The sequence below is a fragment of the Eionea flava genome (genome assembly GCF_055393785.1).
This window is the reverse complement of record NZ_AP036018.1, coordinates 2093819-2116093: the sequence shown is the minus strand read 5'-3', so window position 1 is coordinate 2116093 and position 22275 is coordinate 2093819. Positions and strand designations below refer to the sequence as shown.

At 42.6% G+C, this 22275-nt stretch carries 21 protein-coding genes; 14 read left to right on the top strand and 7 right to left on the bottom strand.

The features are described 5' to 3' along the window. Window positions 1-3: 3 nt before the first annotated feature. The 7 genes from ftsA to mutT all read left to right on the top strand — a co-directional run bounded on the left by ftsA (window position 4) and on the right by mutT (window position 9747). Entirely contained in the window at window positions 4-1230 is a 1227-nt protein-coding gene (ftsA, locus tag ACZ5O6_RS09240) for a cell division protein FtsA (RefSeq protein ID WP_447091847.1), read from the top strand. Between the two features lie 64 nt (window positions 1231-1294). Next, window positions 1295-2452: a cell division protein FtsZ gene (gene ftsZ, locus ACZ5O6_RS09235; protein WP_447091848.1), complete on the top strand. Its 1158-nt coding sequence runs from the start codon at window positions 1295-1297 to the stop codon at window positions 2450-2452. A 411-nt stretch (window positions 2453-2863) separates the two neighbouring features. Continuing rightward, the gene (gene lpxC / locus ACZ5O6_RS09230) at window positions 2864-3775 is read left to right on the top strand and encodes a UDP-3-O-acyl-N-acetylglucosamine deacetylase (protein WP_447091849.1); all 912 of its coding nucleotides are present in this window, start codon (window positions 2864-2866) and stop codon (window positions 3773-3775) included. Window positions 3776-4019: 244 nt separating this feature from the next. Next, window positions 4020-4949, top strand: coding sequence for a M23 family metallopeptidase (locus ACZ5O6_RS09225; RefSeq protein ID WP_447091850.1), 930 nt, complete (start codon window positions 4020-4022; stop codon window positions 4947-4949). 191 nt (window positions 4950-5140) lie between these two features. Continuing rightward, window positions 5141-7864 (top strand): preprotein translocase subunit SecA, encoded by a 2724-nt coding sequence (gene secA / locus ACZ5O6_RS09220; protein ID WP_447091851.1) that lies wholly within the window; start codon window positions 5141-5143, stop codon window positions 7862-7864. A gap of 153 nt (window positions 7865-8017) precedes the next feature. Further along, on the top strand, window positions 8018-9232 hold the full coding sequence (argJ, locus tag ACZ5O6_RS09215) for a bifunctional glutamate N-acetyltransferase/amino-acid acetyltransferase ArgJ (protein ID WP_447091852.1): 1215 nt from the start codon (window positions 8018-8020) through the stop codon (window positions 9230-9232). An 86-nt stretch (window positions 9233-9318) separates the two neighbouring features. Continuing rightward, complete coding sequence (mutT, locus tag ACZ5O6_RS09210) at window positions 9319-9747, top strand: 8-oxo-dGTP diphosphatase MutT (protein ID WP_447091853.1); 429 nt, start codon at window positions 9319-9321, stop codon at window positions 9745-9747. Window positions 9748-9884: 137 nt separating this feature from the next. Here the strand turns inward: mutT and yacG are convergent, their stop codons facing one another. The 5 genes from yacG to pilB all read right to left on the bottom strand — a co-directional run bounded on the left by yacG (window position 9885) and on the right by pilB (window position 14690). After that, window positions 9885-10064, bottom strand: coding sequence for a DNA gyrase inhibitor YacG (gene yacG / locus ACZ5O6_RS09205; RefSeq protein WP_447091854.1), 180 nt, complete (start codon window positions 10062-10064; stop codon window positions 9885-9887). A 63-nt stretch (window positions 10065-10127) separates the two neighbouring features. After that, window positions 10128-10727 (bottom strand): dephospho-CoA kinase, encoded by a 600-nt coding sequence (coaE, locus tag ACZ5O6_RS09200; protein WP_447091855.1) that lies wholly within the window; start codon window positions 10725-10727, stop codon window positions 10128-10130. A 24-nt stretch (window positions 10728-10751) separates the two neighbouring features. Further along, window positions 10752-11639, bottom strand: a complete 888-nt coding sequence (locus ACZ5O6_RS09195; RefSeq protein WP_464283504.1) for a prepilin peptidase — start codon at window positions 11637-11639, stop codon at window positions 10752-10754. 35 nt (window positions 11640-11674) lie between these two features. Beyond that, on the bottom strand, window positions 11675-12889 hold the full coding sequence (locus ACZ5O6_RS09190) for a type II secretion system F family protein (RefSeq protein ID WP_447091857.1): 1215 nt from the start codon (window positions 12887-12889) through the stop codon (window positions 11675-11677). Between the two features lie 79 nt (window positions 12890-12968). Beyond that, entirely contained in the window at window positions 12969-14690 is a 1722-nt protein-coding gene (pilB, locus tag ACZ5O6_RS09185) for a type IV-A pilus assembly ATPase PilB (RefSeq protein ID WP_447091858.1), read from the bottom strand. 365 nt (window positions 14691-15055) lie between these two features. Between pilB and ACZ5O6_RS09180 the strand changes: the two genes are divergently transcribed. The 3 genes from ACZ5O6_RS09180 to ACZ5O6_RS09170 all read left to right on the top strand — a co-directional run bounded on the left by ACZ5O6_RS09180 (window position 15056) and on the right by ACZ5O6_RS09170 (window position 17155). Continuing rightward, entirely contained in the window at window positions 15056-15637 is a 582-nt protein-coding gene (locus ACZ5O6_RS09180; RefSeq protein ID WP_447091859.1) for a pilin, read from the top strand. Window positions 15638-15747: 110 nt separating this feature from the next. Beyond that, on the top strand, window positions 15748-16542 hold the full coding sequence (locus ACZ5O6_RS09175) for a hypothetical protein (RefSeq protein ID WP_464283503.1): 795 nt from the start codon (window positions 15748-15750) through the stop codon (window positions 16540-16542). A 46-nt stretch (window positions 16543-16588) separates the two neighbouring features. Beyond that, window positions 16589-17155: a pilin gene (locus ACZ5O6_RS09170; RefSeq protein ID WP_447091861.1), complete on the top strand. Its 567-nt coding sequence runs from the start codon at window positions 16589-16591 to the stop codon at window positions 17153-17155. A gap of 20 nt (window positions 17156-17175) precedes the next feature. Here ACZ5O6_RS09170 and nadC read toward each other — a convergent pair whose 3' ends face one another. Both nadC and ACZ5O6_RS09160 read right to left on the bottom strand, forming a co-directional pair. Further along, entirely contained in the window at window positions 17176-18039 is an 864-nt protein-coding gene (nadC, locus tag ACZ5O6_RS09165; protein ID WP_447091862.1) for a carboxylating nicotinate-nucleotide diphosphorylase, read from the bottom strand. A 109-nt stretch (window positions 18040-18148) separates the two neighbouring features. Continuing rightward, window positions 18149-18673: a retropepsin-like aspartic protease family protein gene (locus ACZ5O6_RS09160; RefSeq protein WP_447091863.1), complete on the bottom strand. Its 525-nt coding sequence runs from the start codon at window positions 18671-18673 to the stop codon at window positions 18149-18151. Between the two features lie 148 nt (window positions 18674-18821). Between ACZ5O6_RS09160 and ampD the strand changes: the two genes are divergently transcribed. The 4 genes from ampD to ACZ5O6_RS09140 all read left to right on the top strand — a co-directional run bounded on the left by ampD (window position 18822) and on the right by ACZ5O6_RS09140 (window position 22183). After that, entirely contained in the window at window positions 18822-19439 is a 618-nt protein-coding gene (gene ampD / locus ACZ5O6_RS09155) for a 1,6-anhydro-N-acetylmuramyl-L-alanine amidase AmpD (protein ID WP_447091864.1), read from the top strand. Window positions 19440-19544: 105 nt separating this feature from the next. Then, on the top strand, window positions 19545-20027 hold the full coding sequence (locus ACZ5O6_RS09150; RefSeq protein ID WP_447091865.1) for a YajQ family cyclic di-GMP-binding protein: 483 nt from the start codon (window positions 19545-19547) through the stop codon (window positions 20025-20027). 8 nt (window positions 20028-20035) lie between these two features. Continuing rightward, window positions 20036-21544, top strand: a complete 1509-nt coding sequence (locus ACZ5O6_RS09145; protein ID WP_447091866.1) for an AmpG family muropeptide MFS transporter — start codon at window positions 20036-20038, stop codon at window positions 21542-21544. A gap of 117 nt (window positions 21545-21661) precedes the next feature. Continuing rightward, window positions 21662-22183, top strand: a complete 522-nt coding sequence (locus ACZ5O6_RS09140; protein WP_447091867.1) for an FxsA family protein — start codon at window positions 21662-21664, stop codon at window positions 22181-22183. Window positions 22184-22275: the final 92 nt, after the last annotated feature.

The window sequence follows — 22275 nt, the reverse complement described above, 5'->3', positions numbered from 1 at the left end:
ATAATGTCGCAGAATCAAGAAAGTAACTTAATTGTCGGTTTGGATATCGGAACATCCAAAGTCGTTGCCATCGTTGGTGAATTAAATGGCAGCGAATTAGAAATTATTGGCATTGGTTCACATCGCTCAACCGGCTTAAAAAAGGGTGTGGTAGTCAATATCGAATCAACCGTACAATCTATTCAACGTGCGATCGAAGAAGCTGAATTGATGGCAGGTTGTGAAATTAATTCCGTCTATGCCGGTATTGCCGGTAGCCATATTAGTAGTATGAATTCGCACGGTATCGTGGCGATTAAAGATAGAGAAGTATTTAGTCAGGATATTGATCGTGTGATTGATGCCGCGCAAGCGGTTGCTATTCCTGCTGATCAACAAGTGCTGCATATTTTGCCACAAGAGTATTTGATCGATAGTCAAGAAGGTGTTAAAGAGCCATTAGGCATGTCAGGTGTGCGTTTAGAGGCGAAAGTTCACCTTATTACGTGTGCAGTTAATGCTGCGCAGAATATTGAAAAATGTATTCGACGTTGTGGTTTAGAAGTAGAAGATATTATTTTGGAGCAGTTAGCGTCTAGCTACTCAGTACTCACCGAAGATGAGAAAGAGCTAGGTGTGTGCATGGTAGATATCGGTGGTGGTACAACAGATATTGCAATATTTATTGATGGAGCCATTCGTCACACCGGTGTGATCCCGATCGCGGGTGATCAGGTAACTAACGATATTGCGATGGCTTTACGCACTCCGACATTACATGCGGAAGATATTAAAATTAAATATGCGTGTGCCTTGGCCAAGCTAACGGGTGCTGATGAAACGATACAGGTGCCAAGTATTGGCGAGCGACCAGCTCGCGCACTTTCTCGACAATCATTAGCCGAAGTCGTTGAACCGCGTTATGACGAGTTATTTACATTAGTACAAGCCGAACTACGTCGTAGTGGCTTTGAAGATTTAATCGCTGCCGGCATCGTTCTGACCGGAGGCACAGCAAAAATGGAAGGAGTGGTCGAGCTGGCCGAAGAAATTTTCCATATTCCTGTGCGTTTAGGTGCACCTCAGCATGTTAAAGGCCTGTCTGATATTGTTAGTAATCCTATTTATTCAACGGGTGTTGGTTTGTTGCACTATGCGCAAAAACGACATCAAGACGGCCGTACGGTTTACAAAGAAAGTAAGCCAACATTTTTACAGCAAATGAAACGCTGGTTCCAAGGCGGCCATTAATCATTTGTGTTTATTATTTTGATATCAATAGTTATTTACGTATTTTAAAAAAAGGGGAAATGCCATGTTTGAATTAGTAGAGAATATGCCGCAAAACGCAGTGATTAAAGTTGTGGGTGTTGGCGGCGGTGGCGGTAACGCTGTACGTCATATGATGGAGTCACATGTCGAGGGTGTAGAGTTTGTGTGCGCAAATACCGATGCGCAGGCATTGCGTGATGTTGATGCACGCACAGCCCTGCAATTGGGCGGTGATATGACTAAAGGTCTAGGCGCTGGAGCAAATCCTGCGGTTGGCCGTCAGTCTGCCATCGAAGATCGCGAGCGTATTGCTGAAGTACTACAAGGAGCGGATATGGTCTTCATTACCGCCGGTATGGGTGGTGGTACAGGTACTGGTGCTGCACCGGTTGTGGCCGAAGTGGCCAAAGAAATGGGTATTCTAACCGTTGCGGTTGTGACTCGTCCTTTTCCGTTCGAAGGCAAGAAGCGTATGGCTGTTGCAGACGAAGGTATTTTTGAGTTGCAGCAGCATGTTGATTCACTCATTACTATTCCTAACGAGCGCTTACTATCTGTTTTGGGAGCTTCAGCCAGTTTAATCGAAGCCTTTAAAGCCGCTAATGACGTATTACTCGGTGCCGTACAAGGTATTGCAGATCTTATTATGCGCCCCGGTATGATTAATGTTGACTTTGCCGATGTGAAAACAGTGATGTCTGAAATGGGCATGGCAATGATGGGTAGTGGTTCTGCCTCTGGTGAAGGTCGTGCTCGTGAAGCCGCTGAAGCTGCCATTAAAAGTCCGTTACTTGAAGGCATTAATTTGCAAGGTGCTCGTGGTATTTTGGTGAACATCTCAGCAGGTTTAGATCTTTCTTTGGGGGATTTCAACGAAGTGGGTGAAACCATAGAAGAATTTGCAGCGGGCGATGCAACAGTGGTTGTGGGTACGGTCATTGACCCCGAGCTTAGTGATGAAATTCGAGTGACTGTAGTAGCTACCGGCCTACAAGATACTCAAGTGCAGAAAAAAGCACCTGAAATGGTTGTTAATAATGCACGTAAGCAGCCCGTAACCAATTATAGTGAATTGGATCGTCCTACCGTTATGCGCAACACAAGTGCAGCGACGGCTGCGGTAGAAGCAGATCATCCTGTATCGGACAAGGATTTTGAATACCTTGATATCCCCGCTTTCTTAAGAAACCAAGCGGACTAAGTAAAATTGTAAAGTAAAGCAAGCAGTTGCTGTGTTGGTTTAGCGATGTGTTAACCCATTGAGGAACTTTCTTAAAGAAGGCTTGTCATTGATTGATAGTTTAACCTTATGGTGGTTGTTGGCTTGACTGCTAAAATGGGCGATGTTCATGATGGATTCTTTCCCCTTGAATTCATTATGCTTTGCCCGCTAGGCAGGCTCGTTTTATGTGAATTCTTTCCCATCGGCTTATCGTGGCGTTTATCAGCGCCGCTGATAGGTCATAGTAAAGTCGCATAGAGCTAGCGAATAAATGCTGTTACAATGCGCGCCTTTTTTGGTATGCATGTTTGTATTATCAATAACCATCGTCTACGATTTATCTATCGAATTTTTATCTATTAAAAATTCCTTACAGGACAACAACTTATAATGATTCGCCAACGAACATTGAAAAACGAAATACAGGCTACAGGTGTTGGTTTACACACCGGTGATAAAGTGTACTTGTGCTTAAAACCCGCGCCTGAGGATTATGGTATTGTTTTTAGGCGTGTAGATTTAGAGCCATCGGTAGATATTCCAGCTAAAGCCGAGAATGTTGGTGATACGACACTATCGACGTCCCTTGTAAGTGGCGATGTAAAAGTTTCCACGGTGGAACATCTGCTTTCTGCCATGGCGGGTATGGGTATCGATAATGCGATTATCGAGGTCAGTGCCGCTGAAGTACCTATTATGGATGGTAGTGCAGGGCCTTTTGTCTTTTTGATTCAGTCTGCGGGCATTCAAGAGCAATCTGCGCCTAAAAAGTTTATTCGCATCAAAAAGTCGGTATCCGTTGAAGATGGCGATAAAACCGCCAGCTTTCGTCCTTTCGATGGTTTTAAAGTCAGTTTCAGTATTGATTTCGATCACCCTGCTTTCAAAGATCGTTCGTTGCATGCCTCGGTTGATTTTTCCAGTACCTCTTTTGTGAAAGAAGTGAGTCGTGCGCGCACTTTTGGTTTTATGCATGAAATTGAGCACTTGCGGTCCAAAGGTCTCGCTAAAGGTGGCAGCATGGATAATGCAATTGTTGTTGATGATTTTCGTGTGCTTAATGAGGACGGTTTACGCTATGAAGATGAATTTGTTAAGCATAAAGTACTAGATGCTATTGGCGATCTTTATCTATTAGGTAATAGCCTAATAGGTGAATTTTGTGCGCATAAGTCAGGTCATGCGTTGAATAATAAGTCACTAAGAAAGCTGATTTCACAACCAGATGCATGGGAAGTTGTAACGTTTGAAGACGATAGTGCGGCACCTATCTCGTATGCCAAGCCAATACTGGCGGTTTAAGGTAGAGAAACAGTAAAAAAGCCGTATGTTTATGGCTTTTTTTTGGTGAAAAAATAAGCTATATTGCGCCATGCATAGTTAAATTCTCTTTTTATAATAATTCTAGCTATAAAAACACTTTTTTTAGATCAAATTAATTTTTCCAGCAGGAATCGCTAGAAAGTCATCTATACTCTATTTACATAGCATTATTTGCTTTTAGTATTTGAATTTAGTTTCACCCATAAGATGTATATTGGTTATTGTGAAAGTCATACTCGTTAATAATAAAGGGAAAACTCGTCAATTCACCTTAGCTGGTTGGACGAGAGCCCTATTGTCACTTTGCTTTCTTGGTTTACCCTTGGGAGCTGGCATTTATATTGGTCATGAGTCTAATAAAATAGCGGCCGATGGTCTGATGACAGATATGGCTAATCAGGCATGGGATGATACGCTAGCAGAGCAACAGCAAGCCCTCGAAGACGTTAAACAAGAATCACAAGAAACGCTGTCTGCGATGACACTGAGAATGGCTGAGCTGCAAGGCCGTCTCGTCAGAATTGACGCGCTAGGTGAGCGCTTAACTAGCATGGCTGACCTTGACCAAGGTGAGTTTGATTTTACGCAACAGCCCGCCGTTGGTGGTCCAGAAACCGCTGAATTGGGTGACTCCCATACCCCTCCTAAGTTCATAGACCTCATTAATCAATTAGCCGATAAAATTGATGATAGAGAGCAGCAGCTAGAAACGCTCGAATCATTGATGGTAGATCGTAGCTTTCAAAATGACGTATTTGTGGCTGGCCGCCCTGTGCTTAAAGGCTGGATGTCATCACGCTTTGGCCGCCGTACAGACCCTTTTACTGGGAAGGTAGCTTGGCATAGCGGTGTTGATTTTGCAGGCAAGATGGGATCCGAAATTGTTGCGGTAGCTTCTGGTGTTGTTATTGAATCCGGTGAGCGTGCAGGCTACGGTGGCATGATCAAAGTGAATCATGGTAATGGCTTTCAAACACGCTATGCGCATAATAAGAAGAATTTAGTAAAAATAGGTGATGTTGTTAAAAAAGGACAAGTCATCGCCCTAATGGGCAGCACAGGTCGTTCTACCGGCCCTCATGTGCATTTTGAAGTTTATAAATACGGCCGTACAGTCGATCCGGCCTCTTATATCAATCGTACTTACCGATAATATCCCTCCAGGTTAATTAACAGCGGTAACAACCTTTTCCTAATAGATAGCCTCTATTACAGACGCTTAACGGGTTGATTTACCGCATATTGCACCCACTTAATTACCATCTATTCGTAGCGATGTACGTTTCGAATGTTTTAAACGAGACGAGCCCGTAGTCGCTCCTACAATAATAATTTAGGTCAGTTATGTTCAATAAAATAGTTCGCACCGTGTTTGGTTCCAAAAATAAACGTGAAATCAAACGTATGGGTAAGTTGGTTAGCAAAGTAAACCAACTAGAGGACGATATGGTATCGCTCTCAAACGATGAGCTGAAAGCAAAGACAGCCGTGTTTAGGCAACGTTTGTCAGATGGTGAGACCATAGAGAGTCTCATTCCCGAAGCATTTGCAGTGGTTAGAGAGGCGTCCAAACGTACACTAGGCTTGCGGCATTTTGATGTGCAGCTTATCGGCGGAATCACTTTACATGAAGGGCGTATTGCAGAAATGCGCACAGGTGAAGGTAAAACATTGGTATCTACCTTACCCGCTTACTTACATGCGTTAACCGGTAGTGTTCACATTGTGACCGTGAATGACTATCTGGCTAGTCGTGATGCCAAGTGGATGACACCTATTTATGAATTTTTAGGGATGACTGTGGGTGTTGTGCACTCTATGCAGGCTCTGGAAGATAAGCAGGCTGCGTATCAAGCCGATGTTACCTATGGCACAAATAACGAATTTGGTTTTGATTACTTGCGCGATAATATGGCGCTCGCAAAAGAAGATAGGGTACAGCGCCCATTGCATTTTGCCATTATCGATGAAGTAGATTCTATTCTTATTGATGAAGCGCGAACACCGTTAATTATTTCAGGACAGGTCGACAATAACGCAGAACTCTACCGGACGATGAACGGTATTATTCCCAAGTTACAAGGCCAGCCTATCGCCACTGAAAAAGATGCAGAAATTGATGAGAGTATCGACTTTACCATTGATGAAAAACAGCGGCAGGTAGAATTAACAGAAAAAGGTCATCAGCGTATAGAAGAACTGCTCACTAAGGCTGGCTTACTTGAACAAGACGAAAGCCTGTATGCAGCGACTAACCTGAGCTTACTTCATCATGTGCATTCTGCACTTAAAGCCCACTCCATGTACCAGAAAGATGTTGATTACATTGTAGAGAATGGTGAAGTGTTGTTGATTGATGAGCATACCGGCCGCACCATGCCGGGCCGCCGTTTATCGGAGGGTTTACACCAAGCGATTGAAGCGAAAGAGGCTTTGTCGATTCAAAATGAATCTCAAACAATGGCATCGACCACTTTCCAAAATTACTTCCGTTTATATCCTACGCTGTCGGGGATGACCGGCACGGCCGATACCGAGGCTTTTGAATTTCGACAAATATATAGTTTAGATGTTGTCGTTATTCCGACTAATCGTGAAGTCCAGCGGAAAGATTTGAATGACTTGGTATATCTCACCATCGAAGAAAAATATGATGCCATTGTTGAAGATATTAAAAAATACCAAAAAAATAATGCGCCCATTTTGGTGGGAACAGCTTCTGTTGAATCATCAGAAGCACTATCCCAGCGACTCGATAAAGACAAGCTAGTTCACAATGTTCTCAATGCTAAATTCCACGAAAAAGAAGCTGAAATTATTGCTCAGGCAGGGCGTCCGGGTGCAATAACCATCGCAACTAATATGGCCGGTCGCGGTACTGATATTGTTCTTGGGGGCAACTTGCAGGTTGAACTAACTACCTTAGGGGACTCTGCGTCAGAGGCAGAAGTCGACGCACTTAAAGCCGACTGGCAGCAGCGCCATGATACCGTAATGGCAGCGGGCGGTTTACATATTTTGGGTACAGAGCGTCACGAATCTCGTCGTATCGATAACCAATTGCGTGGCCGTGCAGGTCGGCAGGGTGATCCTGGCTTATCACGCTTTTATCTGTCGATGGAAGATAATCTGATGCGTATTTTCGCTTCTGACCGTGTGCGTAATTTCATGCAAGCACTCGGTATGGAAAAAGGCGAAGCTATTGAGCATCGTATGGTTTCTAACGCGATTGAAAAAGCACAGCGAAAAGTAGAAGGGCGTAACTTTGACATTCGAAAGCAGTTGCTAGAGTTTGATGATGTAGCGAATGATCAGCGTCAGGTGATTTATAATCAGCGTAATGAAATTCTTGAGGCAGAATCCATTCGTGATGTTATTACACATATTCGTAGGGATGTAGTTAGCGACACGTATAGCGGTTTTGTACCACCGCAAAGTATGGCGGAACAATGGGATGTTGAAGGTTTGCAGCAATACATCGAATCTGAGTTTGATACTCCAGCACCAGTGCAGCAATGGCTAGACGATGATCCGTCATTGCACGAAGAAACGTTGTTAGAAAAATTGACGGCTGCGATTCAAGAAACTTATGACAAAAAATGTGAGCGTTTATCTGACAGCTTGATAGAAATTGAAAAACAAGTGATGTTGCAAGTGCTCGATATGCAGTGGAAAGATCATTTGCTGAATATGGATCACTTACGTCAAGGGATTGGTTTACGGGCTTATGCGCAAAAAAATCCTAAGCAAGAATATAAGCGTGAATCATTCGAGTTGTTTCAATCGATGCTGCAAACGATTAAAGAAGAAACCGTGCGTATCGTGACACGAGTTGAACCAGTGTCAGAAGAGCAAATGGCTGCGATGGAAGCTGAACGCCGCCGGCAAATGGAAGCTGAAATGAAAATGGAACATGCTGATTCTCCATCGTTAACGGCAGATAATAAGAGCCAAGAACCACCGGCAGATGAACAAACTTTTGTGCGCGAGGGTAAAAAAGTGGGACGTAACGAGCCTTGTCCTTGTGGATCAGGGAAAAAGTATAAGCAATGCCACGGCAAGCTCTAACATGCGTCGACACTTAGCCCGATCGTTGACATTTAGCTCCGTCATTCCGGTGAAAACCGGAATCTACTCAATTTTTGTCTATACCGGTGTGAAATACTATGGCAAAAAGAACGGCTAGCCATACCCACCAATACTTTTAGCGAGACGACTTGTATGCCTGTAGGTCAATTACCTTTTCCAGAAATGCCTCCTATCTCGGGAATCAAACTGAATGCTGTCAGTGCGGGTATCAAAAAAAATCACCAACTTGATGTATTGATGATAGCGCTACCCAGCAATGCCACGGTTGCTGGTGTATTTACACAAAATGCATTCAGTGCAGCGCCTGTTGCTGTATGTAGAGAGCATATTAAGCATCAGCCGTCTTATATTGTTGTCAATTCAGGTAATGCCAATGCCTGTACCGGCGAATTAGGTATGGCGGCTGCACTAGATTGCTGTTCTGCCATTGCCTCTCACGCTGGGATCAAACGTGAACAAGTGCTGCCATTTTCTACCGGTGTGATTGGCGAGCTATTACCTGCTCAAAAAATTATCGATGCCTTACCTGCACTTTTTGACCAGCTTAGCGAAGCGCAATGGTCACTGGCGGCGCAAAGTATTATGACTACAGATACTTGCCCTAAAGGCGCTACGCGTTCGTTCGAATACGAAGGTGAAACCGTCGTTGTTAATGGTATTGCCAAAGGCGCGGGAATGATTAATCCGAATATGGCGACTATGCTGGGATTCGTGGCGACTAGCGCGACGGTTAGCAAAGATGTGTTAGATGTGTTGTCGTTTAATGCGGCTAATCAGTCATTTAACCGTATTACGATTGATGGTGATACCTCGACCAATGATAGTTGCCTATTGATGGCCGCTAACCAGACATCGTCTGTTGTTGATAGTACGTCGGGTGCGTTTTATCAGCGCTTAGAGCAAGCGATTAACGAAGTGTACACCGAATTAGCACAAATGATTGTTCGCGATGGTGAGGGCGCTACGAAATTTCTTTCGATCCATGTTGAGCAAGGCGCTACAGCGGATGAGTGTCTTCAGGTGGCTTATGCGATTGCGCATTCACCGCTGGTGAAGACGGCGTGCTTTGCTTCCGATCCTAACTGGGGGCGTATTGTGGCGGCTATCGGCTATGCAGGTGTTGATGCGTTGGATGTTGAACGGTTGCGGGTGTACTTAGGCGATCAATTAATTGTCGAAAATGGTGGGCGTGCCAGCAGTTATACCGAAGAGGCGGGCCAGTTAGTCATGGATCAGCAGGATATTACGTTGCGTGTTGTGTTGGATCGAGGGCGTTTTTCCGAAACAATTTGGACCACCGATTTATCTCATGAATATGTAACTATTAATGCTGAGTATAGAACGTAGTTATTATTGGAGAGCTTCACACGAAAACCATTTCACTCTCATGCGGCGTTTACCCCACAAGGGGGTATCGAGGAAAAATGTAATCAATGACAAAAACGACTCCAGCCGATTCAAAAAAAATGGTTCACGTTGCTGTAGGTATCTTGCAAGATACGAATGGAAAAATTCTATTAGCTAAGCGAGCGTCGCATCAGCATCAAGGCGATTTGTGGGAGTTTCCCGGGGGCAAAGTTGAAAAAAATGAAACGGCATTTGATGCTTTAGTCAGAGAGTTTATAGAAGAAGTCGATGTAAAAATTACGCAGGCTACACCTTTTCAGCAAGTCGAGCACGATTATGGTGATAAACGTGTGTTATTAGATGTATGGCTAAGTCAAAGTTTTGAAGGCGTGGCTCGCGGTAAAGAAGCGCAACCTATTCAATGGGTGAGTATTAGCGAGCTGGATAATTACCCTTTCCCCGAAGCTAATCAAGCGATTGTTCAAGCTTTGCAATTGCAGTTATCTCATTTATAACTGTCGCTATTAGTGACTTTTTCTACGCGCGGCGCATCGTGCAAGAATCATCTGCAGATACTCATAAAGTAGCGGTTTTATTCAGCAGTAGACAATGTATATCGCTCATTTTTATACACTTCATGGCCTTTCCTTTACTACTGTTCCCAGTTGCCATCATTGTTGTTTTCTTCGCTTACAGGGATCGAAAATTTTTCGTCTGCCCATGCCCCTAAGTCAATAAGTTGGCAGCGTTTGCTGCAAAATGGTCGATAGGGAAAGTCGTCATTCCACAGTATGCTTTTTTTACATTGAGGACAGGGGAGTTCGCTTGTCATTGTGATGCTCTTTTTGGGTAATAAACTATTTTATGTGTCATTTTAGGGTGTCACTCAAGAAGCCTATCTGTTGATAGCCGTTAATAGTTTGTTGTGATAATCCTCAATGTTTTTCGTTAGCTGTTCAAGGTTTCCGTCATTAATAATAATATCGTCAGCGCATTGGTTGCGCTCCGTTCTCGATAATTGCGTTTGTATAATACGCTCTATTTGCGAGTGTTCAACACTGTCACGCTGACTTGCTCTTTTTATTTGTAATGCCGTTGGGCAGTCAATGGCGAGTGTTCGATGAGTCAACGTATTCTGTTGTGTTTCGAATAGCAGTGGTGAAGATAAAATACCATAGGGAGATGTTATTGATAATAACTGTTGTTGAATTGCCTCCCTAATAAGAGGGTGTAATGTACTCTCTAGCCATGTTTTTTCTTCAGGTTGAGAAAAAATAATTTCACGCAATTGTTGACGATTTAACTCGCCAGAATCCAATAAAATACTTTTACCAAAGTGCTGGCTTATGGTCGATAGCGCAGGGGAACCTAAAGATACAAGCTCTCTAGCCACTATATCGGCATCAACAACATTAATGCCTAGTGATTGAAAAGCCTTAGTCGCGCTTGTTTTGCCACTAGCAATGCCCCCGGTAACACCTAAAATAAATGTCATGTTGTTGTCGACAGATCTACGCAATTAGTAATAGCCCATTAGCCCTAAGCTGTTTAAATAATAGTTAATAATGTGATCGCCCCATACAAAAGCAATCCACCCGGCTATAGCTAAATAAGGCCCGAAAGGGATAGGTATGTTTTTGTTTTTACCTAAAATAATAATGCCGGCGATACCGATAACAGCACCTACAAAAGAAGATAGTAAAATAATTAACGGTAAAAATTGCCACCCCATCCACGCGCCTAATGCGGCTAATAATTTAAAGTCGCCATAGCCCATGCCTTCTTTGCCGGTGATTAATTTAAATAACCAGTAAACAGACCATAATGATAAATAACCAAAAACGGCTCCCCATAAAGCGTTTTCTAGACTCGTGTAAAAACCAAAACTATTGACTATTAGCCCAAGCCACAGTAACGGTAAGGTAATACTATCAGGTAAAAGGTGGGTGTCGATATCAATCATCGTTAAACAAATCAATGCCCACAACAAGAGCAAAGCGGTTAAGCCTTCAATAGAAAAACCTAGGCTGTAAATAGCCCATACGCTCAATACGCCGGTAGCCGCTTCGATAATAGGGTAGCGTGCGTTAATTGTTGTACCGCAATAAGCGCATTGCCCTTTTAATAATAAGTAGCTAATAACCGGAATATTATGCCAAGGTTTTATAGCGGTATTACATGCTGGGCAGGTAGAGCGAGGAGTAGAAAGTGTTAGTTTTTGAGCTGATTTTTTTTTATCTTTTATATCTAAAAAATGACAGCATTCAGAGCGAAACTCCTGCTCCATTATTTTGGGGATGCGGTATATGACGACGTTTAGGAAGCTGCCAATGGATAAGCCTATAAGTGCTCCAAGTGGATAGTATATAATTGGAAATTCTGAAAATTGTAGAAAAAAATATTCCATAGGTTCAACCATGTATTAACGGTTTTTTGTATTTTCTAAACTGCGCTACCAATTTGAAATATCGGCAGATACATGGCTATTAACAAACCACCTACAAGTACACCAAGTATGGCCATAATAATAGGTTCTATAAGTGATGAAAGACTGTCTACCGTGTTATCCACAATATCTTCATGGTATGTTGCAGATTTATCAAGCATTGCGTCTAATGCACCAGACTCTTCGCCTATTGCCGTCATTTGTAACATCATGCTGGGAAACAGGCCAGAGCTACGCATTGATGCATTTAATTGAATGCCTGTAGCAACATCGTCTCTTATTGATAATACGCCTTCCTCATAAATGATGTTGCCGGTTGAGCCTGCTACGGACTCCAGTGCGTTGATAAGAGGAACACCTGCGGCAAAAGTGGTCGAAAGCGTCCGTGCATATCTAGCAAGAATGGAATTGTATATTATCTTGCCGGCGATAGGCATTTTCAGTAAAAATTTATCGGTGCTTTTTCTTAAGCCGTGAGACTTTTTATAATAAAACTTGAACAGTACAACAATACCAAGAATGCTTCCTGCGACTAGCAGCCAGTATTTTTGCATTATCTCAGAGAGATTTAATACAAAAAGTGTAAAGTCAGGGAGATCAGCTCCGAAACTATCAAATGTGCTAGCGAACTGCGGAACGACTTTTATAAGCAATATTCCTGTAACCACGGCCGCGATAAGTAAGATGGCAATAGGATAGGTGAGCGCTTTTTTGATTTTAGCTTTTAATATTTCTGTTTTTTCTTTGTAGGTGGCAAGTCGGTCAAGTAATGCTTCCAAGGCACCTGCTTGCTCTCCTGCTTCTACGAGATTGCAAAATAAATCGTCAAAATATTTAGGCTGCTTACGTAAGCTGGCGGCAAAGCCTGTACCAGAGGCAACGTCTGTCCGAATATTAAGGATTAATTCTTTCATTGATTGGTTGTCAGCACCGTCAGCCACAATATCAAAACTTTGAACTAAAGGAACGCCTGCTTTGATCATGGTCGCCAATTGGCGTGTGAATGAAGCGATATCTATGGGTTTAATTTTTTTGCCTGAGCCGCTAAATAGTGGCTTTGGTTTTTTGCGAACGACCTTTGGCCTTATTCCTTGTTTGTTAAGCTGCGCTTTAACTAGTGCTTGGGAAGTGCTTGAAATTTCTCCTTCAACCTTTTTCCCTTTGCGATTGATACCTTTATAAATAAAAGTAGTAGATTGAGGTGATGCCATAAAATTAATCCACGTGAGGAAGAAGGTTGAGTGTCAGTAAATTCGTTTAATTAATTGGATACTATAACACAGTGTCTAATTAGTCTTTTGTGATACGGTTGGCTTCTTCTAGAGTCGTCAGTCCTAGTGCAACTTTACGCAATGCGGCAACACGTAAATTATAAAAGCCCTCAGCTTGAGCTTGTTTTGCAATATCTAAAGAGTTGCCACCTTCCATAATTAGGTGGGATATTTGGGGTGTTATTCTTACTACCTCGTAAACTCCGACTCGGCCTTTATAACCTTTGTTACATTTTGGGCACCCATTGGCTTTAAAAAGTTGCCACTCTTGTCGCGGCACATCAATGACTGACTCTGCTAACCCCTCTTCTTTTAATACATCTTCGGGCAGTTCATCCATTGGGCTTTTGCAGTGATGACATAAGCGTCGCGCAAGGCGCTGTGCAATAATCAAACTGACGGTTGTTGCAACGTTAAAGGTAGGGACGCCCATATTTAACAGGCGGGTCAACGTCTCTGCAGCGCTATTGGTGTGGAGTGTGGATAAGACTAAGTGACCGGTTTGTGCTGCCTTAATAGAAATCTCAGCCGTTTCTAAGTCGCGGATCTCCCCTACCATTACAATGTCGGGGTCTTGGCGTAAAAATGATCGCAGTGATTCAGCAAATGTTAGCCCGACTCGATTATTGACCTGTACTTGATTAATGCCTTCTAGGTTAATTTCAACAGGGTCTTCGGCGGTAGATATATTGCGCTCGCTCGTATTAAGAATATTTAAGCCAGTATAGAGTGACACGGTTTTACCGCTACCGGTTGGCCCTGTCACCAGTATCATACCCTGTGGTTGATTGAGCGCATCCATAAATAATTGTTTTTGTGCATCTTCATATCCGAGTGCGTCAATACCCATCTTAGCTGATGAAGAGTCAAGTATCCTTAACACTATTTTTTCACCAAATAGTGTAGGTAGTGTGTTAACACGAAAATCAATAGATTTGCTGCGAGAAATCTTTAATTTAATACGACCATCTTGCGGTATGCGACGCTCGGAAATATCCATTTGCGACATCACTTTTAGGCGAGCAGCCAATCGTGTCGCTAAATTAGCCGGTGGCTTTTGTACTTCATTTAATACGCCATCAGTACGAAATCGAATCCGGTAGCTTTTTTCATAAGGCTCAAAGTGAATATCCGAAGCGCCCTGTCTAATGGCTTCCACTAATATTTTATTAATAAATTTAACAATAGGGGCTTCGTCGGCGTCTGTTGATTCCTCTTCTTGTTCATCAACGTTTTCTGGGTTTATATCACTGAAATTGTCTTCGTCTAGGCCTCCAAGTGTCTCACCTAGGCTTTCTTCCTGAGAGGTTAAAAATTTTTCAATGGTTTCATCTAACTTATCGGCTTCAACCAAAATAGGGTCAATGGTTAGCCCTGTGTTGAACTTGATATCGTCTAAGGCTTGCAAATCGGTAGGATCTGTAACAGCTAAGAAAAGTCGGTTGCCACGTTTAAATAATGGCATCACTCGGTGCTTGCTGACCAGTTTATTATCGACCAAATTTATAGGGAATTGATTACTTTCATGTATTGCTAGGTTGTATAGTGGAGTGCCAAATTCTCTTGTAGCTACAATCGCGATTGTTAATGCGTCCAAGACTAGCTCTTTAACAAGATAGTCAACTAAGCCTATCCCCTTTTTTTGGCTTGCTGCCAGATAGTTTTGCATGTCTTGTTCTTCAACAAGTTTTTCTGAGGTTAGCCTTTTAGCTAGACCGCTCAATGGCATTAATGTACTCATAAAACAGTATCTTCTTATTTTTAAACCTCGATTCTGTATTACTCTACCCAACAAATCAATGGTTAGTGGATGTGCGTTAGTGATAGGTTCGTGTATTAGGTTGCTGAATTTAATACCTTAGTCTACTACTAAAAATTGGCACGTTAGCCATTTTTCGGTAATTCAATGTCTTTTTGTGACATTTTTGGTCACCTTTTTTCATGGTGGTGTTTGTTAATAAATACTTTTAGTTAAAACTTCTCAATGTTTTAGCGTATATCTATGTGTTAAAAAAGTTGGCACGCTAAATGATTATTCATAGTTGGAAAAATATATAAACTTTCAATAACGTCATACACATTAAAAATTTAAAATAGGTGAGTATTATGAAAAGACATCAAAGTGGTTTTACATTAATCGAACTTATGATTGCAGTGGCAATTGTAGGCATTTTAGCGTCAGTAGCATTGCCTGCTTATAATGAGCAGCAGGTTATTTCTCGTATATCGGAAGGCACAACGCTTGCCGCAGATGCTAAAAAAGTGTTTGCTAGAGGTGGTGCAACAGGTGTAGAGCTTGATGCCACAATGGATACGTGGAATGCTAGAGCGGGTGGTAACGGCGCCTCAACCACGTATGTGAGAAGTGTCCTTTTTAATGTTGGTGAGGGTGAGGGTACATGTGCTACCTGTGGTCAGTTGACGGTTACATATAATGAAGCTAATGTTGGTAGTATTACTAACACATCTAATACGTTGGTATATACGCCATATATGATCACTGGTGGTAGTGACGCAGGCATACCCGAGTATACTGCTTGGGGCACTGCTGTGGGTAATGGTAATACCGGTGGAATGGCATGGGCTTGCGGTTCAGCTACTGAGGCTGTGTCGGTCGCTAGGGGATTTGCTGAAGATGTTCCGAATGGCAATCTAAATGCCAATTTTGCGCCATCAGAATGCCGATAATTGATTAATTAGTTTCTCAAGAAGGGCGCGCCAGCGCCCTTTTTTATTGGTTTGATCGTTGGGCGTGTCGATGGCTTGTTTGGCTAGTATGTCAAAAGGTAGTTAATAAAGTGAAAGTTACCACATTAATTACTATCATAAAGTCTAAATTAAAACCAATGCTGCTTCATGCTTTGGTGTCTGCTGTTGCCCTAACAGCTGTTTTGCTATGGGTTTTTATCGTTTGGTTCCCTTCCCCTTTTGCAGAAATGCTCAGAATTGATAACTTCTTTCTTATTATTGCTATCGTAGATTTTTGTTTAGGGCCTCTTATTACTTTGGTGATTTATAATCCGCTAAAGTCACAAAAGGAGCTGCTTTTTGACTATATTATTATTACTTTGCTGCAAGTGGGTGTATTACTTTACGGATTATATACCTTGTCTGAGTCTCGGCCTGTTTATGTCGTTTTTGTCAAAGATCGCTTAGAGGTCGTTGTTGCGGGTGATTTTGATGCAGAAAGGCTTGCTAAGTCTTCATTGCTGGAGTACAAGGTGTTACCTCATTTTGGTCCAAGGAGTATTTGTTCAAATCGCCCTCAAACTCCAGAAGAAACTAATCATTTGCTGTTTTCGGGGTATGATGTGCAGCATATGCCCAAGTACTTTCGGCCGTGCAATGCTGGTGAGCTAGTGAAGAGTGCCTATCCTGTTGAGCGGTTATTGTCGATTATTAATACCTATAAAGCTCAAAGGCCTGATCAAGAGCAGGTACTTGATGGGTTGCTTAGAGAGGTATCTAGGGTTAGTCATCAATCAGAGGTTGTATGGTTACCTGTTACTCATCGGTTTGGTGCATGGGTTGCTTTAATCAATGTAGAGTCGGGGCAGGTGAATCGCTATATTAACGTGAATCCTTTTCAATAACTTTTTGGTGCTGTCCGAATAACGGTTAATTATCTCGGAGATAGAAATGCTTCTTATAAATAATAAATTAAATGTTAAGCAGTACGGTTTTTCCTTGTTGGAGTTAATGTTTGTCCTTTTGATTATTGGTATAATTTCAATGTTTGCCTATCCAAGCTACGTTGAAAGTCAAGTGCGCTCACGCATTACAGAGGGAACTTTGCTCACTCTTGAGGCACACCTTGTAATGGGTGTTGCTGATTTGAATAGCGTTGCTGGTTTGAATGCGATGATGGCAAATTGGAATGCTCGCCTCAATGGCAATGGTGCATCTAGTAAGTATGTTCGCTCATTATTATTTGATGAGAATGATAATTTAGTAATGACACTGAATGAAAACAATGTGGGTTCCTTCGATAATAACTCTAACACTATCATTTACACTCCGTATCTCTTATCGGGAGGGGCGTATCTACCTGTAAGACAAGCCATCATAGCGGGTAATGTCACGGGTTTTGTTCGTTGGGCCTGTATATCGACTACGGGAGATTATAGTCAGATTAGTCAAGGGCTGCCTGAGCCAGAGTTATTTGGTACTGTGCCCTCAAATCTAGTACCTACTAGCTGTCGCTAGTTTAGAGGGCTGCTTATTGATTAAGCTAACCGCATCGACAAATCCACCGCCTTACAATCCTTCGTCAATGCCCCAATAGAAATATAATCCACCCCCGTTTCCGCAATCGCCACTAATGTCGTTTCAGTAATCCCCCCCGATGCTTCTAGTTTTGTCTTTCCGGCATACTTTTTATTCTCCGCCACTGCCGTTCGCATATCTTCTAACGAAAAATTATCCAGCATAATAATATCGGCGCCAGCATCTAGGGCTTCTCTAAATTCGTCTAGGTTTTCGGTTTCTACCTCTACGGGTTTATCCGGGTGGTTGGTTTTGGCGGTGTGAATAGCGGGGGTGATACCGCCGCAGGCAGCGATGTGGTTTTCTTTGATTAAAAAGGCATCGAATAAGCCGATACGATGGTTCTGGCAGCCGCCACAGGTGACGGCGTATTTTTGGGCGGTACGTAAACCGGGGATGGTTTTTCGGGTATCAAGTAAGGTAACCGCGGTGTGCTTGACTTTATCGGCATAGTGTTGGCTGGTGGTGGCAACGCCAGATAATAGCTGTAAAAAATTCAGTGCGGTACGCTCACCGGTGAGTAGGCTACGTGCAGAGCCGGTTAGGGTAAATAGGGTGGAGTTGGCGCTAATCGCATCGCCATCGTTGGCATGCCAAGTAATCAGTACTTGTGGGTCGAACTGGGCAAATACTTCGTTCACCCATGCTTGCCCTGCCATGATGGCATCATCACGGGTGATGATGGTGGCTTGTGCCGTTTGTGTAGCGGGTATTAGCTCGGCAGTAATATCGCCGCTGTCTATTCCTTCACCTATATCTTCGGCAAGTGCATGGCTAACAGCACGGCGAATGTCGTTTTGTAATGAGTCGTTAATGGTGGGCATATAAAAAATCCGCTTTATTGCTATTCGCTTTTAGTAAGGGTGCTCCCGATCTAGGGGGCGTATCAATAGGTTGCGAATTATATAGTGGATTTGTTGTAAACGTTAACTTTTAGCGATATTGCCGAAGGGTGAGTGTGTCGCCTCTTTGAGTAAATTCGACTTTTTTGAGGGCGCTCATACCTAAAAGAATCGAGTCGTTACTCATGGCGGGGTTAATGCTGGCGTTTACGTCGCGCAATACAATATGCCCAATAGTGAGTTGATCTAGCCGTGTATTATAAACGGTAATAATACCATTCGCGGTGCTGGCGCGCTGTTCCGCGCCTTTCGTTAGCCCTAGGCGGCGAGCAATAACCTCAGGGATCACCACATCGGTTGCGCCGGTGTCTAATAAAAAGGTGACTTCTTCGCCATTAATTTTGCCCTGCGTAACGTAGTGGTTAAACCGGTTGCGCTTTAGTATCACTTGGTTTTGTGTGGGGGATTGTTGGCTGTCGGGGTTCTGGTTAGGGTTGTAAGCTTTTTTCTCCCACTGGCTAAAGAAAAAGATTAATAAGCCCAATGCGACTACCCATGCGAGAATCATCATGGTTTTGCCCATCGATTGGGTGGCGTCGGGTGTATCATTTTGCATGGGTGTGTCTCATATTACTGATTCAGTCGTTCTGGTGAAAACCGAAATCTATTCACTGTGATGGCTATGATAAAAGCGGCATGACTTCCCCGTCGATCACCAACCTATCAGGATTATTCGTTAAGCGGTATCATAGGGTTTATTTGGAATGGGTTCTACAACCGTGTTAAGCAATGAGCAATCAACATCGAAGCCCTTGTTGGCAATCAACGAAGGTTGGTTATCGAATGCCGATGCGCGTGTTCGTCATGTGGTATCTCCTAATTATAACGAGCGCCCTAGCGATACAATCATTGATTTGCTGGTGGTTCACAATATTAGCTTGCCGCCCGGACAATTTGGCAACGGCTATATCGAGCAATTTTTTACGAATCAACTCCCTATTGGCGATCACCCCTATTTTACGTCGATTGACGGCGTATGTGTGTCGGCTCATCTACTAATCACCCGCTTAGGCGAGATCATTCAGTTTGTGCCTTTTACTCAGCGAGCATGGCATGCTGGGCGCTCATGTTTTGATGGGCGAGAAGAATGTAATGATTTTTCGGTGGGTATTGAGCTAGAAGGAACCGATGAGCTACCTTATACCGATCAACAATATGCCATACTCGCAGATGTTGCTCGTGCTTTGATGCAAGCCTATCCCGCCATGGCGATTGATCGAATAGTCGGGCATAGTGATATAGCGCCGGGGCGAAAATCCGATCCCGGTGAGGCATTTGATTGGCCACGTTTTCGTGGCTTATTAACGGCTATAAGTGAATAACGATAAACATCGATAGCTTGTTTTTCTGTTCTATGAGTGCAATTTAGCTCAGAATGCACCACGGGTATCAATAAGTTATTAATCTGTCATTTCTTAGGAGTTTTTATGCCAGCTTTCGATATTGTTTCTGAAGTTGATAAACATGTACTGACTAATACCGTCGATCAAGCTAATCGTGTACTCGATACACGTTTTGATTTTCGTGGTGTCGATGCTAAATTTGAACGTAAAGAATTTGTCGTGACCCTATGGGCGGATGTCGATTTTCAGCTCCAGCAAATGCTGGATATTTTACAGTCGACCATGGTGAAGAATAAGCTAGACATTAAATGTTTAGATGTGGCCGATTTTACGCCATTGGGCAAGCAGGTAAAGCAAGAGATAACCGTACGTACGGGTTTAGAATCATTGCTGGCTAAAAAAATTGTAAAAATAATTAAAGATAAAAAGCTGAAAGTGCAATCGCAAATACAAGGCGATCAGGTGCGAGTAACCGGTAAAAAACGTGATGACTTGCAAGCAGTAATGGCGATGCTAAGAGAAGAAGAGCTTGATATGCCGTTGCAGTTTACTAATTTTAGAGATTAATATTCTCCATGAATAACTCCTTATTTCATATCCTGCATAATGATAATTTTCCACTAAAAAAACTCATCATTTTATCCTTGCTAGGTTTTTCTGCTGGCTTACCCATATTATTAATTTTTTCTACCTTATCTTTATGGTTAGGTGAGGCTGGCGTATCAACATCAGCGGTGACGTATTTTAGTTGGGCGGCTTTGGGCTATTCCTTTAAGTTTATTTGGGCTCCAATTATTGATAAATTACCGCTGCCTGTAGCGAGTCAATTGTTAGGTCGTCGTCGTAGTTGGTTATTGTTAGCACAGTTCGCTGTCATCGCTTCGATTATGACTATGGCTAGTGTTGATCCTATTGATGGTTTATCGGCGATGGCATGGGCGGCAGTGGCTTTGGGGTTTTCTTCAGCCACACAAGATGTGGTTATTGATGCATATCGTATTGAGTGTGCGGATGCAAAAGATCAAGCGTTATTGTCGTCTAGTTATATTGCTGGTTATCGTATCGGTATGGTGGTTGCTGGTGCAGGTAGTTTATATTTAGCCGATTTTTTTGGTAGTCGCTCCGGAGCTTATGCGTATAGTGCATGGCAGTATACCTATTGTATTATGTCTGCTTGTATGTTGATAGGGGTTGTCACCACTTTATTGATTGCCGAGCCTCGTTCACAACAACAGAGTGAGCAATATCCTTATAGTACAGACTCGTATCTACGATTTTTCGTCATATTTTTATTGTCGATTGCCGCATTGGTGAGCGTATTTTTTTGGTTTCCAGTGATTGATCATGGCATAAGTGGTTATTTAGGTAGCGTCATTAACTTTTTATTGGCTGCGGCAAAATTATTGCTTGCCTTAAGCGTAGCCATAGCCATCGGTTTTAGTGGCGCGACGTTGGGTGTCGTAGATAAAACGATGGTGGTAGAAAGTTATTTATCCCCGATTAAAGATTTTTTTCTGCGTTACGGAAAACTCGCTTTATGGGTATTGTTATTGATTGGTTTTTATCGCATCTCCGATATTATTATGGGTGTGATCGCCAATGTGTTTTATCAAGATCTGGGTTATAGCAAAACCGATATTGCTAGTGTGACCAAAGTATTTGGTTTGTTAATGACTATTGCTGGTAGTTTTTTGGGTGGTTTTTTAGCTTTGCGCATGGGGGTCATGAAGGTGTTATTGCTCGGCGCGATTTTGTCCGCATTAACGAATATTACTTTTATGTGGTTATCGACGGCAGAACCAACTATTACTGCGTTAAGTGTTGTGATTGCGATTGATAATTTAAGTGCAGGTTTAGCCGTCGCCGCGTTTGTCGCTTGGTTATCCAGTTTAACGTCCATTGAATTTACCGCAACGCAGTATGCAATTTTCAGTTCAATGATGACCTTGTTTCCTAAGTTGCTTGGAGGGTATTCGGGTACTTTGGTTGAGAGTGTGGGTTACTCCACGTTCTTTTTAATGACCGCCATTATTGGCATTCCAGTTGTCATGTTAATTCTATTTTTGCAAAGGCGTCTTTCGTAACGTTTTACATGGTTTTCATAGTCTTTGGTATGTAGCCTTGTAATCTATGTATTTGGTGCCATATTTTGCGTAAGTTGGCGTGTTGAGTTTCGCGACTGATGTATCAAGGAGATTGATTTGAGAGTACTGTTTTTATTATTTATTGTTATTCCCATTATTGAAATGTGGCTGTTAATCACAGTGGGGCAGCATATTGGCGCTATTCCCACCATTGGTTTAGTACTATTGACGGCTTTTATCGGAGTGGGATTATTGCGCTATCAGGGGGCGGCCACTTTACTCAAGGCTCGCTCTAAAATGCAGGCTGGCTCATTACCTGCTCGTGAAATGGCAGATGGTTTATTTTTTGCGGTCGGTGGTGCTTTATTATTAACGCCGGGTTTTGTGACCGATGTTGTGGGTTTTGCTTGTCTCACGCCCGGTATACGTACCATTATTATTGGTGCTTTTGCTAAAAATATATCAAGCGGCTTGTTTTCTCAATCTAAGGCGCAAAACCAGTCATTTAACTATTCTGAAACTCATCATTATTCCTCTTCTTCTGGTCGAGCTAGTTCGTCTCAAGTTGATATTATTGAGGGTGAGTATGTGGCGAGCGAATCCTCAGATCACCATAAAAAAATAAAACCTGATCAATAATTGCTCAATTCAAATCAAGAATCTAAATAAACCATAAAAATCTCGTGTAATCACTTGAAATGAATGTGAGTAACCCCATCTGATTAGCGAGC

Bases quoted from the DNA above. Each gene is read 5' to 3' on its own strand.
- ftsA (WP_447091847.1), top strand. From the start codon at position 4: ATGTCGCAGAATCAAGAAAGTAACTTAATTGTCGGTTTGGATATCGGA.
- ftsZ (WP_447091848.1), top strand. From the start codon at position 1,295: ATGTTTGAATTAGTAGAGAATATGCCGCAAAACGCAGTGATTAAAGTT.
- lpxC (WP_447091849.1), top strand. From the start codon at position 2,864: ATGATTCGCCAACGAACATTGAAAAACGAAATACAGGCTACAGGTGTT.
- secA (WP_447091851.1), top strand. From the start codon at position 5,141: ATGTTCAATAAAATAGTTCGCACCGTGTTTGGTTCCAAAAATAAACGT.
- argJ (WP_447091852.1), top strand. From the start codon at position 8,018: ATGCCTGTAGGTCAATTACCTTTTCCAGAAATGCCTCCTATCTCGGGA.
- mutT (WP_447091853.1), top strand. From the start codon at position 9,319: ATGACAAAAACGACTCCAGCCGATTCAAAAAAAATGGTTCACGTTGCT.
- yacG (WP_447091854.1), bottom strand. From the start codon at position 10,064: ATGACAAGCGAACTCCCCTGTCCTCAATGTAAAAAAAGCATACTGTGG.
- coaE (WP_447091855.1), bottom strand. From the start codon at position 10,727: ATGACATTTATTTTAGGTGTTACCGGGGGCATTGCTAGTGGCAAAACA.
- ACZ5O6_RS09195 (WP_464283504.1), bottom strand. From the start codon at position 11,639: ATGGAATATTTTTTTCTACAATTTTCAGAATTTCCAATTATATACTAT.
- ACZ5O6_RS09190 (WP_447091857.1), bottom strand. From the start codon at position 12,889: ATGGCATCACCTCAATCTACTACTTTTATTTATAAAGGTATCAATCGC.
- pilB (WP_447091858.1), bottom strand. From the start codon at position 14,690: ATGAGTACATTAATGCCATTGAGCGGTCTAGCTAAAAGGCTAACCTCA.
- ACZ5O6_RS09180 (WP_447091859.1), top strand. From the start codon at position 15,056: ATGAAAAGACATCAAAGTGGTTTTACATTAATCGAACTTATGATTGCA.
- ACZ5O6_RS09170 (WP_447091861.1), top strand. From the start codon at position 16,589: ATGCTTCTTATAAATAATAAATTAAATGTTAAGCAGTACGGTTTTTCC.
- nadC (WP_447091862.1), bottom strand. From the start codon at position 18,039: ATGCCCACCATTAACGACTCATTACAAAACGACATTCGCCGTGCTGTT.
- ACZ5O6_RS09160 (WP_447091863.1), bottom strand. From the start codon at position 18,673: ATGCAAAATGATACACCCGACGCCACCCAATCGATGGGCAAAACCATG.
- ampD (WP_447091864.1), top strand. From the start codon at position 18,822: ATGGGTTCTACAACCGTGTTAAGCAATGAGCAATCAACATCGAAGCCC.
- ACZ5O6_RS09150 (WP_447091865.1), top strand. From the start codon at position 19,545: ATGCCAGCTTTCGATATTGTTTCTGAAGTTGATAAACATGTACTGACT.
- ACZ5O6_RS09145 (WP_447091866.1), top strand. From the start codon at position 20,036: ATGAATAACTCCTTATTTCATATCCTGCATAATGATAATTTTCCACTA.